Origin of the sequence: Kibdelosporangium aridum, from assembly GCF_900176515.1 — a bacterium.
Classification (GTDB): Bacteria; Actinomycetota; Actinomycetes; order Mycobacteriales; family Pseudonocardiaceae; genus Kibdelosporangium; species Kibdelosporangium aridum.
This window is the reverse complement of record NZ_FWXV01000007.1, coordinates 84028-100145: the sequence shown is the minus strand read 5'-3', so window position 1 is coordinate 100145 and position 16118 is coordinate 84028. Positions and strand designations below refer to the sequence as shown.

Sequence of the window (16118 nt, the reverse complement as noted above, 5' to 3'; positions counted from 1 at the left end):
GCCACGGCTCGATTTGACTTGGGGCCCCTGCGGCGCGCTCGGGGAGGAAGCCGGGGAGTCCCCCTTCGTTCCGCATCATTTATCCTTCGTGGCGCGTGGGGCCTCCCCGCACCGGACAGTTTAAGCGCGCCGCTACCCCAAGTAAAATCGAGCCTTCGCTTCGCCCACCACCCCATACCCCACTTTTCGCTTCGCTCACTTTTCGCGCCATGCCCGGCTTTCCGTTTTGCTCGCTTATTCCAGTTCGTAGGGTTCCGGTTGTGTGGTGTGGGTTTTTCCGCTTGGTGTGGTGAAGGTGAGTGTTCCTGGGTGGGGTTGTTCGATCTTCCAGGCGCTTCGCTCTTTCAGTAGGTTGTGTTTCTTGCACAGGGCGGCGAGGTTGGCGACGCTGGTTTCACCGTGGTCGGTATGGCGTTGGGTGTGATCTATTTCGGTGCGCTCGGCGGGTTCTTCGCAGCCGGGTTGTCGACAGGTGCGGTCGCGCAGTTGGATGTGGCGCTTCAGCGAGGGTGGCGCGAACCTGTGGTGGCTGACTTCCAGGACGTGGCCTGCGGGGTCGGTGAGGATGCGGCGCCAGGTGCTGTCGCGGGCTAGTTCGCGGGCATGGTCTGCGGTGATCGCGCCATACCCGGATAGCTCACCAGGCTGGTTGTTCACGCCCATCAACGTGGTCATCGGGACCATCACGTTGGTGGCGATGACCGGACGCTTGATGTTCTTGCCCGCCACCAGGTCCATGAACACATCCGCCCGGCACTGCTTCAGCGACCGCTTCTTGGTTTTGCGCTGCTTGGCGAGGGCGTCGATCTGGTTGAACGCGGTGACCGCTTCGGCGGCGTCCAGGGTGATCTTGAGTTGGGCCAGGCCGTCGGGCAGGTCGACCATGGTGATGCCGCGTTCTTGCTCGCGGGCGTGTTGGCGTCGTTGGTCGGCAGCTGTGACGTCGGCGCGGGTGACGGTGTCACGCACGGCACGCCGAAACCGGGAGTGATCGGCCCTCGGCCCACGCTCCAACACCCGCTGTTCCACCCACCGCGCCTGGTCATCGGACAAGACGGTGGTTTGTTTGGTCATGGTGGCGGCACGGTCAGCGTCGATGTCCCCGGCTTGCAGCGCGGCCAAGGTGGCAGGCAACCGGTTGACCATCTCCTGAGCCTGCAAAAGTTTCGCCAACGCCACCCGCGGGCTCACCCGGGTCTCGATAGAGATCTCCTCGGCGGCGCCGTCCGCAACGCGGATACCGTCTCGGTTGGGTGGTGACAATTCCGCGAACCGCGCCAGCAGGCAAGCGTCTTCGGCGTCCAGTGAAGCGCGTACCCGGGCGTTGCGGGCAAGTCGGGAAAGGACTTGCTCGCGATCCAGGGAGCGCGTTTCGAACATACGTCCAGTGTATCAGAAACGGCGTGACGAAGCAGGAGGAAACCGCAAAAAGAAAAGCAACCCATCCCCGAGCGAAGGCTCGATTTTACTTGGGGTAGCGGCGCGCTTAAACTGTCCGGTGCGGGGAGGCCCCTCGCGCCACGAAGGATAAATGATGCGGAACGAAGGGGGACTCCCCGGCTTCCTCCCCGAGCGCGCCGCAGGGGCCCCAAGTCAAATCGAGCCGTGGCGGGCACAAAACCCCAAAATAAAAGCCAAAGCAAAAGAACCCGGCTGGAAACTGAAGTCGAAGGACACCGGGCAGCCAAGCTGGAAACCGAAGCAAACGGAAACCGAGCTGAAACCAAAGCGGGCAAAAAGGACCCAGCTGGAAGCCAAAGCCAAAGGCAAGAGACAAGATCAAGCAGCTGAGGTTGAGCCACCTCCACACCCTCGGTATAGTTCGGGCCCAAACGAGCTAGGAGTCGGGATGGACCTGCGACGCGCGCTGAACCACGTACTCGACAACCATCGCAAGTGGGTCGAGCAGTTCGGCGACCTCCCAGACCACCCATCGCTGCACGTCAGCGAAGCCCAACTGGAAGCAGCGCTGGACACCCTCTCCGCCCGCCTCACGAACAACTACCCCTTCTTCCACCCCCGTTACGCGGGCCAGATGCTCAAACCCCCACACCCCGCGGCGATCGCAGGCTACGTAGCCGCCATGCTCATCAACCCGAACAACCATGCCCTCGACGGCGGCCCGGCCACCGCGAAAATGGAGCGCGAGGTCGTCAAGCAGCTCGCCACGATGTTCGGCTACGGCGAGCATCTCGGCCATCTGACCTCCAGCGGCACCATCGCCAACCTGGAAGCCCTTTACGTCGCAAGGGAACTGCACCCCGGCAAGGGCGTCGCGTTCAGCGTGGACAGTCATTACACCCACGGCCGGATGTGCGGTGTCCTGGGCATCGAAGGCACCAAGGTCAAGGTCGACAGCGCCGGGCGGATGGATCTCGACGACCTCAGGAAGGTCTTGGCAACCGGGAAGATCGGCACCGTCGTCGTCACGGCGGGCACGACCGGCCTCGGTGCCATCGACCCCGTGCATGAGATTCTCCCGATCGCTCGCGAGTATGGAACAAGGGTGCACGTCGATGCGGCCTACGGTGGTTTCTTCATCCTGGTCGACGACCTCGATCCGCGGCCGTGGCAAGCGATCAAGGATTGTGACTCCATCGTCGTCGACCCGCACAAGCACGGTCTGCAGCCTTACGGGTGCGGCGCGGTCTTGTTCCGTGATCCCGGGGTGGGCCGGTTCTACGCGCATGATTCGCCCTACACCTACTTCACCTCTGATGACTTGCACCTGGGTGAGATCAGTCTGGAGTGCTCTCGGTCGGGTGCGTCGGCCGCCGCGTTGTGGCTGACGTTCCAGCTCATTCCGCCCACTGTGGACGGTCTGGGTGCCGTGCTCGCGGCCGGTCGGCGGGCCGCTGTGCGGTGGGCCGACACGATCGATGCCAGCGCCGAGCTGACCTTGTACCAACGGCCTGAGTTGGACATCGTCAGTTACTTCGGTACCGCTGGGACCATGAGCGAGATCGACGCGACCTCGCAGCGCGTCCTGCACGCGGGGATGTCCGCGGAGGTCGAGCCGGTGTTCCTCAGCGTGCTGTCCGTCGGCCGGGAGGATTTCACCAGGCGGCACCCCGCGGTCGGCGCCGATGCCGACCGGGCCAGGGTGCTGCGCAGTGTGTTGATGAAGCCGGAGTCCGAGCTTTATCTGGACACCCTGCACGGCAGGGTGATCGATCTGGTGGCTAGCCCGAACGGGTGAGGTACGACCTGCGATCAGTTCGGTCAAGCGGGATGATTCCGGCTATGACGAACCCCGAAACCCCGCCGACCGACGAGATCCCGGTCCAGGAACCGCCGAAGGACACCACTGCGGCCAAGGACGCCAGCGGTTCGGTGACCAGCGCGACCCGCACCAGCGGGACGTGGATCGCGGTCATCGTCGCCACGATTCTCCTGGTCTTCCTGCTGATCTTCATCCTGGCGAACCTGGAGTCGGTCACCGTCAGCTTCCTCGGCATGTCCGGCCAGCTGCCCCTAGGCGTCGCGTTGCTCTTCGCCGCGATCTGTGGCGCGCTGCTCGTCGCCCTGGTCGGTGCGGCCCGCATTCTGCAGCTGCGACGGCGCGTGCGACGCGCGGGCAAGCCCTAGCCGGTGCGCAGCGGCTGATCAGCCGCATTCGCGGATGATCTGGTCGTTGACCGCACGCACCTCTTGGAAATCCATTTTGGCCACTCGCCGGTCGTAGGTGAAAAACCCGTTCACCTCGTGCTCCACGTCGGTGATCTGGGTGTAGATCGAACCGCTGAGGCTGTTGGCCAGCGCCACTTCGAGCACGTCCCGCTGGTTCTCGACGTAGCGCTTGGTCAGCGTCGTGATGTCCGGGGTCATCTCGTACGCGTGGCCGTCGTCGAACCACATGTGACCTTCGACCTCGAGCCCGAGGCCGCCGTGTTCGCCGTCGATGGCGATCCTGGTCGAGTCGGGCACAGGCTTGGCCGGGCCGACGTACTCGTGCAGGTCGATCACGTCACCGTGGCCCGAATCGCCGAACGAGTCGGTGAGGTTGTAGCCGCTGTGCGCGTTGACGATGCGTGTCGGGTCGAGCGCTTTCACCTCGTCGGCGATGCGGCCGGTGTCTTCCAGTGACCACTCGCCCCAGCCCTCGTTGAAGGGGATCCACCCGACGATCGACGTCCAGTTCTTCTTCTGCGAGACCAGTTCACGCAGCTCGGCCTCGAACTGGCGCTGCGCGTCGGCAGGCGGACGGCCCAGCTTGGTCGACGGCATGTCCTGCCAGACCAGCAGGCCCAACCGGTCGGCGTGGTTGTACCAGCGGTCCGGCTCGGTCTTGATGTGCTTGCGAACTGTGTTGAAACCGAGAACCTTGTGCTGTTCCAGGTCGAACCGCAGTGCTTCGTCGGTCGGTGCGGTGTAGATCCCGTCCGGCCAGTATCCCTGGTCCAATGTGGACAGAAGGAACAGCGGCTCGCCGTTCAGGGTGAACCGCAGCCGCCCCTGCTCGTCCGGCTTCATGCCGAACTCGCGCATGCCGAAGTAGGACGTGACTCGATCGCCTTGCGGCAGCACGACTTCGAGGTCGTACAGGAACGGGGAATCCGGCGACCACAGCCTGGGCTGGGGAACGGGGACTTCCACGGTTGAGGCGCCGCTCTTGTGGCTGACCAGGGAATCGCCGTCCCGCACGACCACTTCGAAGGACGTGTCCGGTCCGGCGATGTGGGCGGTCAGCGTGAGCGATTCCCTGTCCAGTGAGGGAACCATGTCCAGCGAGACGATGTACGTTTCGGGCACGGGTTCCAGCCACACGGTCTGCCAGATGCCGGACGCGCCCTCGTAGAAGATGTCGCGGTCGGGAACGAGCCGCTGTTTGCCGACTGGCTGCCAGGTGGCGTCAGCCCGGTCCTCGACCCCGACGATCAGCTCCTGCGGGGCGTCCGTGCGCAGCGCATCGGTGATGTCGAATGAGAAGGACCCGTAACCGCCTTGGTGCGAGCCGACTTCCTGGCCGTTGACGTACACGGTAGCCCGGTAGTCCACGGCCCCGAAATGCAGCAGGACCCGGTCGTTCCAGCCGGACGGGACGTCGAAGGTGCGCCGGTACCACATGTAGTCCTCATGCCGGGCAATACCGGACAAAGCGGACTCAATGGGAAAGGGGACGAGGATTCGCTCGGGCAGCGTCTCGCCGAACGGCGGCTGCTCGTCGGGCTTGGCGGCTGTGAACTCCCACACTCCGTTGAGGTTCAGCCAGTCCGCCCGGACCAGCTGTGGTCTGGGATATTCGGGCAGCGCGCTGGTGGGGGAGACCGAGCGGGTCCATGGCGTGGTCAGTTTGAGGTCGGCCATTGTCCAGTCCATCACCCTCGAAGCTACCGCGTGCCGACCACTCCGGCACACCGTGTCCACCCCTCCCGCACGTCGTGTCCACCACTCCGGCACCGCGAGTCGCACTTTCCGGCACACCGAGATTCCTCGCCCAGGTCAGGCGGAGATTTCATGGTGCCGGAACGGGTATTTCGGTGTGCTGGAGCGGGGATTTCATCGTGTCGGGAGGGGGATGTGGCCGTGGCTGAGAAGATCGTCAGCGGGATGTTCGTAGCTTGGGATCGTGGCTGTGCAGACAGTGGCGCTAGGTGCCGAGATCACCAACCGGCGGAGGGCGTATCTCCTCGCCGAGTTCGTTGTGCTGTTCTTCGGCACGATCGCGGCCTTCGCCGCGTTTGCCCAAGGCGTCAGCCCGATTCCGTTCCTCGTCGCGCTCGGCGTCGGGTCCGTGGTGTACCTGGTCCGGCAGAAGAGCTTTGACCGCAAGGACTTCCTGCGTTCCGAGGCGGTACGCGGCCAACTGCGGCCGATGCTCGGTCTGTGGGCGGTCGCGGCCGTGGTAGCCGTGGTCGCCGTGGCGATTCTGCTGCCCGACGACCTGTTCGGCCTGCCTGCCAGCAACCCGTGGCTGTGGCTGGCCATCGCCATCGGTTATCCGCTGCTCAGCGTGTACCCGCAGGAGCTGATCTTCCGGGCTTTCATGTTCCACCGCTACGCCGCGGTGTTCGGTACCGGCACCGGCATGATCATCGCCAGCGCGGCCGCGTTCGGGTTCGCCCACATCATCTTCGGCAACTGGTTCGCCGTGGTCGCGACCACGGTGGGTGGTCTGCTCTTCGCTTCGCGGTACGCCCGCAGCCGGTCGTTGCTCGCGGTGTCCATCGAGCACGGGCTCTACGGTGTGTTGATCTTCACCGTCGGGCTCGGCCAGTTCGTCTATCACGGCGCCAATTCCTGACAACTTCCTGACATCGGACTGCCAGGCTGTCCGCCATGATCAGAACAACGATCGTGTGCGGCTTGGCTTTCGCCGCCGTTCTGGGCCTCGGAACGCCGGGTTGGGCCTCCACATCGGACGCAGTCGTGCACACCCTCGCGGTAAGCCCGGACGAGCAGAAAGCCGTCAAGGACTACTGGACGGCAGAGCGGATCGGCAAGATGGAGTCCGATCCGCCGAACACCGATCCACTGCAAGAAAGCCCTGCTGGGGCGGGTTTCCGGCAGGCAACCGCCGCGGACAAGTCGATCGGCAGGCTCTTCTTCGTCGACCGGGACGGCGATGACAGCAGTTGCACGGCCACCGTCGTGCCCAGCGCGGGCCGCTCGGTCGCGGTGACGGCCGGACACTGCGTGCACGGGTTCGACCTGATCGGCAATGACCCGCAGTGGACGACGAAACTGCTGTTCGTGCCCGGTTTCCGGGACAACACCATGCCGTTCGGCTCGTTCCCGGTCAGGTCTGTCGTGGTGCACAGCCAGTGGGTCGCCGACGACCAGAAATCCGACTATGACCAGGCGTTTCTGGTGCTCAGTGAGCACGTCCCCGGTGTGCCGCAGGGTATTGCGTTCGACCAACGCCCTGACCAGGCTGTGCAGCAGTTCGGCTACCCGCGTGCGACGGCGGCGCCGGGCTTGAAGGGCAGGCCGGAGTTCATCGGCATGCGGCTGGCCCGGTGCTGGGGCACAGCCGTCAAATCGCCTGGTTATCCTGGGTTTCCGCCGGATGACCTCTGGGGCGTCGCGTGTCAGATGGGTGGTGGTTCCAGTGGTGGGCCACGGATCGCGCACTTCGCCGAGCCCGTCGGACTCGGCGTCGTGGTCGGTGTGAACGCGCAGAGCTCCTACATCGACAACACCGGGAAGCACTGCGACGAACCCGTTGCAGGACAGTGCACCCGGCACTTGGTCGGCCCGCAGTTCACCAAGAAGATCACGCGGCCGCTCTACGCCAGGGCGTTGTTGGGCTGACTCACGTGTGCGGGATGTGCTCGCCAGGGATGACCCCGAAGCGGCCGGACTGGAAGTCCTGCAACGCTTGGAGGATCTCCTCGCGGGTGTTCATCACGAACGGGCCGTACTGCACGACCGGCTCCCGGATCGGCAGGCCGCCGAGCAGCAGTACGTCCAGGTTCGGCTCGGCGGCAGGCTGGTTCGTCGCGCCTTTCAGCGTGAGCACATCACCCTTGCCGAACACGGCCAACTGTCCTTTCCGGACTGGACGGCCCTCGGTGCCGACCGTTCCGTTGCCGGACAGGACGTAAGCCAGGGCGTTGAAGTCGGCGCGCCACGGCAGTTGCAGTTCCGCGCGTGGGCTGATGGTCGCGTGGATCAACGTGATCGGCGTGAACGTCGAACCGGGGCCGGGGTGTCCGGCGACATCACCGGCGATCACGCGCAGCAGCGCGCCACCGTCCGCTGAGGACAGCAGGCTGGCTTGTTTGGCGCGGATGTCCTGGTAGCGCGGCGGGTTGAACTTGTTGGCGCCGGGCAGGTTCACCCACAGCTGGATGCCGTGGAACAGGCCGCCGGACATCACCAGGTGCTCCGGCGGCTTTTCGATGTGCAGGATTCCGCTGCCGGCGGTCATCCACTGCGTGTCGCCGTTGGTGATCGTGCCACCACCGCCGTGCGAGTCGGCGTGCTCGAAAACGCCGTCGATGATGTACGTGACCGTCTCGAACCCGCGGTGCGGGTGCCACGCCGTGCCCTTCGGTTCGCCGGGCGCGTACTCCACCTCACCCATCTGGTCCATGTGGATGAACGGATCCAACTCGGCCGCGCTGACCCCAGCGAACGCCCGCCGCACCGGGAAGCCCTCGCCCTCGAACCCGCTCGGTGCGGTCGTCACCGCGCGCACCGGCCGCTGAACCGCCGAGGCGGCGTCAGGCACCGCGATTCGCGGCAAGGTCAAGGTGTCCGCGGTTACGGCCGGCATGACGGGCTCCTCACAAGTTGTTGAGCATTCAACTTACCACGATTCGGCCGGGAGAGCCGTGGGTAGTCAGTCGTCATGGGGATATTCGCCGGGTTCGAGCTGGACTTGATCGAGGGTGCTGGGGCGCGGCTGCGGGTCCGCCACGGCGGTTCGGGAACGCCTGTCGTGCTGCTGCACGGACATCCGAGGACTCATACGACGTGGCACCGCGTCGCTCCGCAGTTGGCCAATGATCACTACGTTGTCTGCCCTGACCTGCGTGGATACGGTCAGTCGGACAAGCCTGCCAGCGCCGATGACCATGCGCCGTACTCGAAACGCGCGATGGCCGAGGACATCGTGGCGATCATGCGCGAACTCGGCCACCAGCGATTCGCTGTCGTCGGGCACGACCGTGGCGCCTATGTGGCCTACCGGGCCGCGCTCGACCACCCGGATGTGGTGACCAAGCTGGTCGTGATCGACGTCGTCCCGACCGCCGAGGCGCTCGAACGATGCGACGCCGGGTTCGCCAAGGAGTGGTGGCACTGGTTCTTCTTCGGACAGACCGCCAAACCGGCCGAGCGCGTGATCACCGCGGACCCGGAGACCTGGTACAACGCCTGGACGGTGAACTCGCCCGACCGCCTCGGACCGGAGAACCACGCCGACTTCCTCGCCGCGATCCGGGATCCGGCGACGGTGCACGCGATGGTCGAGGACTACCGGGCCAACCTGGGCATCGACCGCATCAACGACGAGGCGGACCGCGCCGTCGGCAAGCAGATCACGTGTCCCGCGATGATGTTGTGGTCGCTGCGGGACGACATGGAACAGCTGTACGGCGATCCCTTGGAAGTCTGGAAACCGTGGTGCCCGCACATCGTCGGGCACGGCATCGACTCCGGCCATCACGTCGCCGAGGAGAACCCCGATCAGCTGGCCCGCGACCTGCTGGCGTTCCTCCGCTGACGATTGGACTTGCCGGTCCATTTTTTGCCCGGCAGGCTGAATGGACCAGCTAGTCCATTCATGAGGTGAGAACCAGATGCAGTACTACCTGCTCGGCAAGTCGGGTCTGCGGGTCAGCAGGGTCGCGTTGGGCACGATGAACTTCGGCACGCGGGGCTATCACGCGGCATACGGCAAGACCGAGGACGAGGTCCGGCCGATTCTGCGGACCTACCTGGACGCGGGCGGCAACTTCGTCGACACGGCCGACTTCTACACCGCGGGCCACAGCGAGGAGATCATCGGCAAGCTGCTCGAGCAAGCCGGTGTCCGGGACCGGGTCGTGCTGACGACCAAGTTCACCAACACCATCGACCCCACCGATCCCAACGCCGGTGGCAACGGCCGCAAGCACATGGTCAAGGCGGTCGAGGATTCCCTGAAGCGGCTGCGTACCGACTACATCGACCTGTTCCTGCTGCACATCTGGGACCGGATGACACCGGTCGAGGAGGTCGTGCGGACCTTCGACGACCTCGTGCGGGCAGGCAAGATCCGGTACGCGGGGATGTCCGACGTGCCGAGTTGGTACGCCGCGCGCGCCCAGACGTACGCCGAAGCACACGGGCTGACCCCGATGATCGGCATGCAGCTGCCGTATTCGTTGATATCGCGGGACATCGAGCTCGAATACGTGTCGCTGGCGCAGAACCTGGGCATGGGCATCACCGGGTTCGGGCCGGTCGCCGGCGGCGTGCTGACCGGCAAGTACCGCCCGTCCAAGGACGGTCTCGACGGCGACGGCCGCCTCGTCAAGAGCCCCGGATACCGGGCGCTCGGTGACCGCGAGTGGCAGATCGTCGCCGCCGTCGAGAAGGTCGCCGACGGGCTGGGCCGCAGCATGGCCCAAGTCGCGATCAACTGGGCGGCGACCCAGCCGGGCATCGCGGCCGCGCTCATCGGCGCGAGCAGCGCCGACCAGCTGACGAGCAACATGGCGGCGCTGGACTTCGAGATCCCAGCGGACGCGCGTCAACTGCTCGACGAGGCCAGCGCCCTGACGTTGCCGGGACCGTATGCCTTGTTCCACCCGGCTGCCCAGGCGGAGCTCATCGGCCCGAACGTGGGTGACAAGCCCGCTGGGTACTGGGTCAGTTGACGCAGCCGTCGGACGGGGCGGACGCCGGGGGAGCCGTGGTCGCGGGTTTGCCGGTGAGGTAGTCAGCGGTGAACTGACGCACCTGGCTCGGGTCGACGACGAGCATGCCCTGGTATCCGTCGACGGAGGTCCATGGAATCGTGCCGAGTGCCACGCTGGATGTGCTGGTCAGCGCGCGTACCAGGTCGATCAGCGGCAGCTGCGGATCGGTGTGCACGGTCTGCTTGAGCACTTCGAACAGGGCGGTCAGCTGCTGGAGGTCCGAGTCGCTCAGTTTGGTGATCAGTCCGCGGAGGAACGCCTGGTGGCGGGCGATGCGGTCGAGGTCGCCGTTGGGCAGCCCGTGGCGCTGCCGAAGGAACGCCAACGCTTGCGCACCGGACAGGATTTGCTTGCCTGCTCGGAAATCCGCGGCTGAGTACCTCTCCTTGACCGCTGTTCTCAGGCAGACCTCCACACCCCCGATCGCTGAGCTGAGCGCGGGGAATTGGGCCATGTCGACCGTGGCGTAGTGGTCGGCCCGGACTCCGGTGAGTTTTTCCACCTCGGCCACCGTGGCCCTCGCGCCGGCGTCACCCCCGCCCGCCTTGGCATAGGCGCTGTTCAACTTGCTGCCTGGGCTGATGCCTGTGTCCCGTGGCAACGACACGGCACGGATCGAACCGTCTGTGCCGAACCGGGCCAGGACGATGGCGTCGGGGTGGTCGAAGCCATCGATACCCAGCAACAGCAGGCTTTTCTCGGTGCTGACCGGTGGCGGGGTGACTGTTTCGGATGTCGCGGGCGGCGCCGCCTCTCGTGCCGCGGTCAACGGGATGACCACGGCGGCGATGCCCGCGGCCACGGCGCCACCCGCCACGGCCACGATCCAGACCCGCCTGCGGCGAGGTTTGGCGCCCTGCCGCAAGTTGGCCAGTACGGTGCCAGAATCGACCGCTTGCTCGGCCTCCGCGGCGATCGCCTGGCGGATCAGCAGTTCATCGTTGGTCATCACAGCACCTCCATGACCCGGTCGTCCGCGCGCAGAGCCTTGAGCGCGCGGGAAATGTGGCTGCGCACGGTTCCTTCCGTGCAGTTCAGAACGGTCGCGATCTCCGCGTCGGTGCAGTCCTCGTAATAACGCATCACGAGCGCGGCCCGCTGTTTACGCGGCAGCACGGCGATCCTCGCGCGCATCGCGTCCCGTTCGGCGTGCCGCACCGCGGGATCACTGACCGGAGGCGTCAACGCGTCGATCGTCCGCGACGGGGACGCGATGTCCCTGGCGGCCTTGCGGTGACGCCAGGACAGGTACTCGTTCGTCACCATCCGCTTGACGTAGAGGTATGGCGCGTCCATCGACTCGATCCGTGCCCACCGCCGCTGCGCCCGCAGCAACACCTCCTGCACGATGTCCTGTGCCAGATACCGGTCACAGGTCATCGCGGTGGCGTAGCGCAACAGCCGATCGAGACGATCAGTGACGAACTGGTCGAAGCCGTCCGGCACCGCCGCTCCCTTCTGCTCGATGTGTCGAATGCAGCCGGGAAACCCGAACCGCCCCGCAGGTGTTGAACGCTGTGACGTGGATCACCTGTGAGAGGGTCGGACGGTGCTGATCTGGATCAACGGCCCCTTCGGCGGCGGCAAGACGCAGACAGCGTACGAAATCCACCGGCGGCTGCCCGGCAGTGTGGTGTGCGACCCCGAGCATGTCGGGTTCGGGCTGCACCGGATGACCCCACGCGCGTTGCGGCAGGACTTCCAGGACATGCACGTCTGGACCGATTCCCGGTCGATCTCCCAAGTGGCGGAGCACATCGCCACGTCGGCGGGTGTCCGGCTGGAGCGCGACACGGGCAGTTCGTTGCGCCGTCAGCTGCGTCGGACCTGGACCCAGGTTCGTCACGTGCGGTTCGACTGACCACCCAGTCGGGACAGTCCGGGGCGTTCATGCCCGTTTGGGCACAATTCGGCCGAATGGAGTATCTGACGGCCGGATGGTCCCTCTTACAGCGATATCGCCGTCCGACAACACCTGTGAGGGAGACATGGACACGATTTCGCTGCCTGGCCGGACCGACGTGACCGGGATGGGCTGGCTGCCCGACCGGCCGGACGTCCGTGACCTGACGTACGACTCGCCAGAGGTCCGCAAGTTACTGGCGTCATCCGCATCCCCGGCGTTGCAGGCGCTGGCGAGTGACTCGGCGGCTGAGCCACCGGACAAGGTCGACCTGCGTGAGTGGTTCTCGCCGGTCGAGGACCAGGAGACGATCGGCTCCTGCACCGCGAACGCGGCGTGCGGCATCGTCGAGTACTTCCAACGTCGCTCCTTCGGCAAGTACATGGAGATGTCGAGGCTGTTCCTGTACAAGGTGACCCGCCAGTACCTCGGGCTGACCGGGGACACCGGGGCATATCTGCGCAGCACCATGGGCGCATTGGCGTTGTTCGGCGTTCCGCCGGAGCGGTACTGGCCGTACGAGATCGCCAGGTTCGAGGAGGACCCGCCCGCGTTCAGCTTCGCGTTCGCCCAGAACTTCCAAGCGCTGACGTACTTCCGGCTGGACCCGTCGGGTGCCTCGGGGCCACAAGTCCTTGCCACGGTTCGTCAACACCTCGCGGCCGGGGTGCCGTCCATGTTCGGGTTCACGGTGTACGGAAGCATCCGGCGGCCAGACAAGCCGGGGGAGATTCCCTATCCCGCCAAGGGGGAGAACGTCCAGGGCGGGCACGCGATCGTCGCGGTCGGCTACGACGACAACCGGACGATCAAGAACCCGGTCGACGGCAAGTCGCAGAAGGGTGCGTTCCTGATCCGCAACTCGTGGGGCGAGTCGTGGGGCGACAACGGTTACGGCTGGCTGCCGTACGAGTACGTGCTCAAGGGTCTCGCCGAGGACTGGTGGGCGATGACCGCGCAGGAGTGGATCGAGACCGCGTCGTTCGACGAGTGATTCCAGTCCCGGTCACCGAAGTTCATGTCGCGGTTGCGGGCGTAGCCCATGTCGCGGTTCACAGCGTCGTTCTTTTCACTGTCCATTGAGGATCATTTCGTGCACCTGCCGCAGTTGCCTGCCCGGCTCGATGCCGAGCTGGTCGACCAGGGCATGGCGGGACCGTTGGTAGATCTCCAGTGCCTCGGCCCGCCTGCCCGTCGCGGCCAACGCGCGCATGTACTGCGCGGCGAACCGTTCCCGTAGCGGGTACTGCCGCACCAGCATGTCCAGCTCACCGAGGAGTTCACCGGCCTTGCCGCAGGCGAGTTCGGCGTCGATGCACTCCTCGACCACCGCGATGCGTTCGGTTTCCAGCCTCGCTGCCTCCAGTTCGAGGTGTGGCTGGTCGATCGCGCACATGTCCGCGCTGCGCCACTGCCGCAGGGCGGACCGCAAGTGCCGTGCGGCGGCTTCGTAGTCGCCCCGGCGGACGGCTTGACGGCCCGCGTCCGCTTCGGCCTGGAAGGTCAGCAGGTCGAGGCCGGTGACGTCGACGGTGATCCGGTAGCCGCCGCCGACCTGCTCGATCGGGATGCCACGGCCACGCAGCCGGTGGATGTACGTGTGCAGGTTCGACACGTACGACTTGGGCGGGGTGTCACCCCACAGCACGTCGACGAGCCTGCTCATCGGCACCCAGCGGTTGGCGTGGAACAACAGCTCGGTCAGCAACGCGGGCAGCCGGGTGCCTCGCAGCGCGACCAGTGAACCGTCGGCTGCCGACACGGTCAGCGGTCCCAGCACGCCGAATTTCAGCTCGTCATTGGCGGTGCGGTCGATCGTGGCGGTAGTCATGACCCCAACTCCCTGTCAGAGTTCCGTCTTCCGTTTCGGTGTTGCGGCGAAATCGGACCACATTCGTGTGAACTCTGTCAACACGAGTTCTGTGGATGCGATATGTTTCCGTCCACACGACGTGTGAACTTGGAAGGAGCGGGCCGGTGTCGAACGAGGCTGCCGTCACGGCCGCGGACATCGCCAGGCTGGCCGGAGTCGGCCGGGCCGCGGTGAGCAACTGGCGGCGGCGGTACGAGGACTTCCCCGCTCCGGTGGGTGGCACCCCGAACAGCCCGCTGTTCACCCTTTCCGAAGTCGAGCGCTGGCTACGTGAGCAGGGCAAACTGCAGGCAGTCTCGCCATGGGAGCGGCTGTGGCAGCTGCTGGAGGCCCATCGCGGCGACCAGGAACCCGCCGACGTGCTGGCCGCGATCGGGGCGTTCCTGTTGCGACGCTCGGACGGCAATCCTGTCGCTCCCGCGCTGCTGAACGAAGTGGCGACACTGGCCAACGAGCACGGCCCAGTGGCCACAGCCGAGGCGCTGTGGGAGCGGTTCGTGCAGGCCAATGCCCGGTGGATGGCGGTGACGTCGCCGGACATGGCGCGGCTGGTCGCCGAGCTGGTGGGCCTGTCCAGCGGGATGGTCCTCGATCCGGCCTGCGGTGCCGGAACCCTGCTGGCCGCGGTCGCGGGCCGGACCGGTGGGCCGGTGCACTGCCTCGGCCAGGAGATCGACCCTGGGCTGGCGTCGCTGGCTGAGGTCCGGCTGGCCCTGCGGGGCGTGCAGGTCGAGGTCAAGGCGGCGGATTCACTGCTGCACGACGCGTATCACGGCAGGCTCGTGGACGCGGTCGTATGCGACCCGCCGGTCGGTGAACGGCAGTGGGGGCACGAGGAACTCCTGCACGATGAGCGCTGGGAGTACGGCATCCCACCGCGGATGGAGTCCGAACTGGCCTGGGTGCAGCATGCGTTGGCGCACGTCAAACCAGGCGGACTCATCGCCATGCTGATGCCGCCGTCGGTGGCAGCCCGACGCTCAGGCCGTCGGATCCGTGCGGAGTTGCTGCGGCGCGGCGCGTTGCGGGCGGTGCTCGCGCTGCCCGGCCCCGTCCACCTATGGATGCTGCGTCGACCAGGGCAGCCCGCCGATCCACAGGTTCTTGTTCTCGAAGCGACCACTGCGGAGTGGGACGAGGCCGCAGCGCGTGCGATCGCCGCGTGGCGCGCGTTCGACGCGCCGGACAGAGCGGCCGAGGACGAGCCAGGTGTGTCACGCATGATCCCCGTGCTTGACCTGCTGGGCGAGGAGGTGGACCTGACCCCGGCCCGTAACCTGCCGATCTCGTCCGCACCCGACACAGCCGAGAAACTGCTCGCCGGACACCGCGAGCTCACCACCCGGCTCAGCGCGTTGCCGCCTTTGCTGCCGACACTGGACTGGACCGGACGCGGCCAGCAGCACCGCGTGATGACCACGGTCGCCGAGCTGATGAAGACCGGCGCGTTGACACTGTTCAACTCGGACGCTCCCACATCACCCACCGGCGACGCGGTCCCGTTGCTGGAGCTGTCCGATGTGCTCGCTGACCGGCCAGCGTCCCGACGGATCTCGCGTGACCTCGCGGCATCCGCCGTGCGCGTGCAGCCCGGCGACGTCGTCATGCCGACGGCGGGCCATAAGCTGGTCGCGCGCGTCGTGAGCGACACGGGCGCAGTGCTCGGCCGAGGCCTCTGTCTGCTGCGGCCCAATCCCGAGGTGCTCGACCCGTGGTTCCTCGCCGGGTTTCTCAGCGGTTCGGCGAACTCCCGGCAGGCCAGCGCCCACCTGTCCGCGGCCGCCCGGCTGGACGTGCGACGATGTGAGGTCCCGAGAATGCCACTGGCCGACCAGCGCAGGTATGCGGCAGTCTTCTCCGCACTGGGGAGTTTCGGCACCGCTGTCGGCCGGGCCGCCGGCCTTGCCGAGCGGGTCATCCAGGCCACTGTGGACGGGCTGGTCGACGGGCTGGTGGCACCGGAGAGGAACTAGGCCGGAGAGGACTGGCC

General features: G+C 66.1%; 14 protein-coding genes and 1 pseudogene. 9 read left to right on the top strand and 6 right to left on the bottom strand.

The window, feature by feature from the left end; genetic code table 11:
* Window positions 1-234: 234 nt before the first annotated feature.
* Window positions 235-1380 (bottom strand): HNH endonuclease signature motif containing protein, encoded by a 1146-nt coding sequence (locus tag B9C43_RS33980; RefSeq protein WP_084430883.1) that lies wholly within the window; start codon window positions 1378-1380, stop codon window positions 235-237.
* Window positions 1381-1849: 469 nt separating this feature from the next.
* Between B9C43_RS33980 and B9C43_RS33975 the strand changes: the two genes are divergently transcribed.
* Both B9C43_RS33975 and B9C43_RS33970 read left to right on the top strand, forming a co-directional pair.
* Entirely contained in the window at window positions 1850-3199 is a 1350-nt protein-coding gene (locus tag B9C43_RS33975) for a pyridoxal phosphate-dependent decarboxylase family protein (protein WP_084430882.1), read from the top strand.
* Window positions 3200-3243: 44 nt separating this feature from the next.
* A complete protein-coding gene (locus B9C43_RS33970) occupies window positions 3244-3588 on the top strand; it encodes a LapA family protein (protein ID WP_033394161.1) in 345 nt (114 codons plus the stop codon).
* Window positions 3589-3618: 30 nt separating this feature from the next.
* On the opposite strand, the pseudogene B9C43_RS33965 reads toward B9C43_RS33970, so the two are convergent.
* Window positions 3619-5319: pseudogene (locus B9C43_RS33965) on the bottom strand (glycoside hydrolase family 2 protein); the annotation flags it as partial.
* A gap of 250 nt (window positions 5320-5569) precedes the next feature.
* Between B9C43_RS33965 and B9C43_RS57750 the strand changes: the two are divergent.
* Window positions 5570-6244, top strand: coding sequence for a CPBP family intramembrane glutamic endopeptidase (locus B9C43_RS57750; RefSeq protein ID WP_200825816.1), 675 nt, complete (start codon window positions 5570-5572; stop codon window positions 6242-6244).
* A gap of 35 nt (window positions 6245-6279) precedes the next feature.
* A complete protein-coding gene (locus B9C43_RS33955) occupies window positions 6280-7254 on the top strand; it encodes a trypsin-like serine peptidase (protein ID WP_143446794.1) in 975 nt (324 codons plus the stop codon).
* A 1-nt stretch (window position 7255) separates the two neighbouring features.
* Here B9C43_RS33955 and B9C43_RS33950 read toward each other — a convergent pair whose 3' ends face one another.
* On the bottom strand, window positions 7256-8221 hold the full coding sequence (locus B9C43_RS33950; protein ID WP_084430880.1) for a pirin family protein: 966 nt from the start codon (window positions 8219-8221) through the stop codon (window positions 7256-7258).
* Between the two features lie 75 nt (window positions 8222-8296).
* On the opposite strand from B9C43_RS33950, the gene B9C43_RS33945 reads away from it, so the two are divergent.
* Both B9C43_RS33945 and B9C43_RS33940 read left to right on the top strand, forming a co-directional pair.
* Entirely contained in the window at window positions 8297-9172 is an 876-nt protein-coding gene (locus B9C43_RS33945; RefSeq protein WP_143446793.1) for an alpha/beta fold hydrolase, read from the top strand.
* Window positions 9173-9248: 76 nt separating this feature from the next.
* Complete coding sequence (locus B9C43_RS33940; protein ID WP_084430879.1) at window positions 9249-10310, top strand: aldo/keto reductase; 1062 nt, start codon at window positions 9249-9251, stop codon at window positions 10308-10310.
* On the opposite strand, the gene B9C43_RS33935 is transcribed toward B9C43_RS33940, so the two are convergent.
* The gene (locus B9C43_RS33935) at window positions 10303-11301 is read right to left on the bottom strand and encodes an LCP family protein (protein ID WP_084430878.1); all 999 of its coding nucleotides are present in this window, start codon (window positions 11299-11301) and stop codon (window positions 10303-10305) included. The genes B9C43_RS33940 and B9C43_RS33935 overlap by 8 nt on opposite strands.
* Window positions 11301-11798 carry a SigE family RNA polymerase sigma factor gene (locus B9C43_RS33930; protein WP_084430877.1) on the bottom strand — a complete coding sequence of 166 codons (498 nt, stop codon included), beginning with the start codon at window positions 11796-11798 and terminating at the stop codon, window positions 11301-11303. The genes B9C43_RS33935 and B9C43_RS33930 overlap by 1 nt, the downstream gene beginning before the upstream one ends.
* Before the next feature lie 103 nt (window positions 11799-11901).
* Here B9C43_RS33930 and B9C43_RS33925 point away from each other — a divergent pair, with 103 nt between their 5' ends.
* Together B9C43_RS33925 and B9C43_RS33920 are read left to right on the top strand one after the other, a co-directional pair.
* Window positions 11902-12213: a hypothetical protein gene (locus B9C43_RS33925; protein ID WP_084430876.1), complete on the top strand. Its 312-nt coding sequence runs from the start codon at window positions 11902-11904 to the stop codon at window positions 12211-12213.
* A gap of 127 nt (window positions 12214-12340) precedes the next feature.
* Window positions 12341-13249: a C1 family peptidase gene (locus B9C43_RS33920; RefSeq protein ID WP_200825815.1), complete on the top strand. Its 909-nt coding sequence runs from the start codon at window positions 12341-12343 to the stop codon at window positions 13247-13249.
* Between the two features lie 75 nt (window positions 13250-13324).
* Here B9C43_RS33920 and B9C43_RS33915 read toward each other — a convergent pair whose 3' ends face one another.
* On the bottom strand, window positions 13325-14086 hold the full coding sequence (locus B9C43_RS33915; RefSeq protein WP_084430875.1) for an AfsR/SARP family transcriptional regulator: 762 nt from the start codon (window positions 14084-14086) through the stop codon (window positions 13325-13327).
* Between the two features lie 146 nt (window positions 14087-14232).
* Here B9C43_RS33915 and B9C43_RS33910 point away from each other — a divergent pair, with 146 nt between their 5' ends.
* A complete protein-coding gene (locus tag B9C43_RS33910; protein ID WP_200825814.1) occupies window positions 14233-16101 on the top strand; it encodes an N-6 DNA methylase in 1869 nt (622 codons plus the stop codon).
* Window positions 16102-16118: the final 17 nt, after the last annotated feature.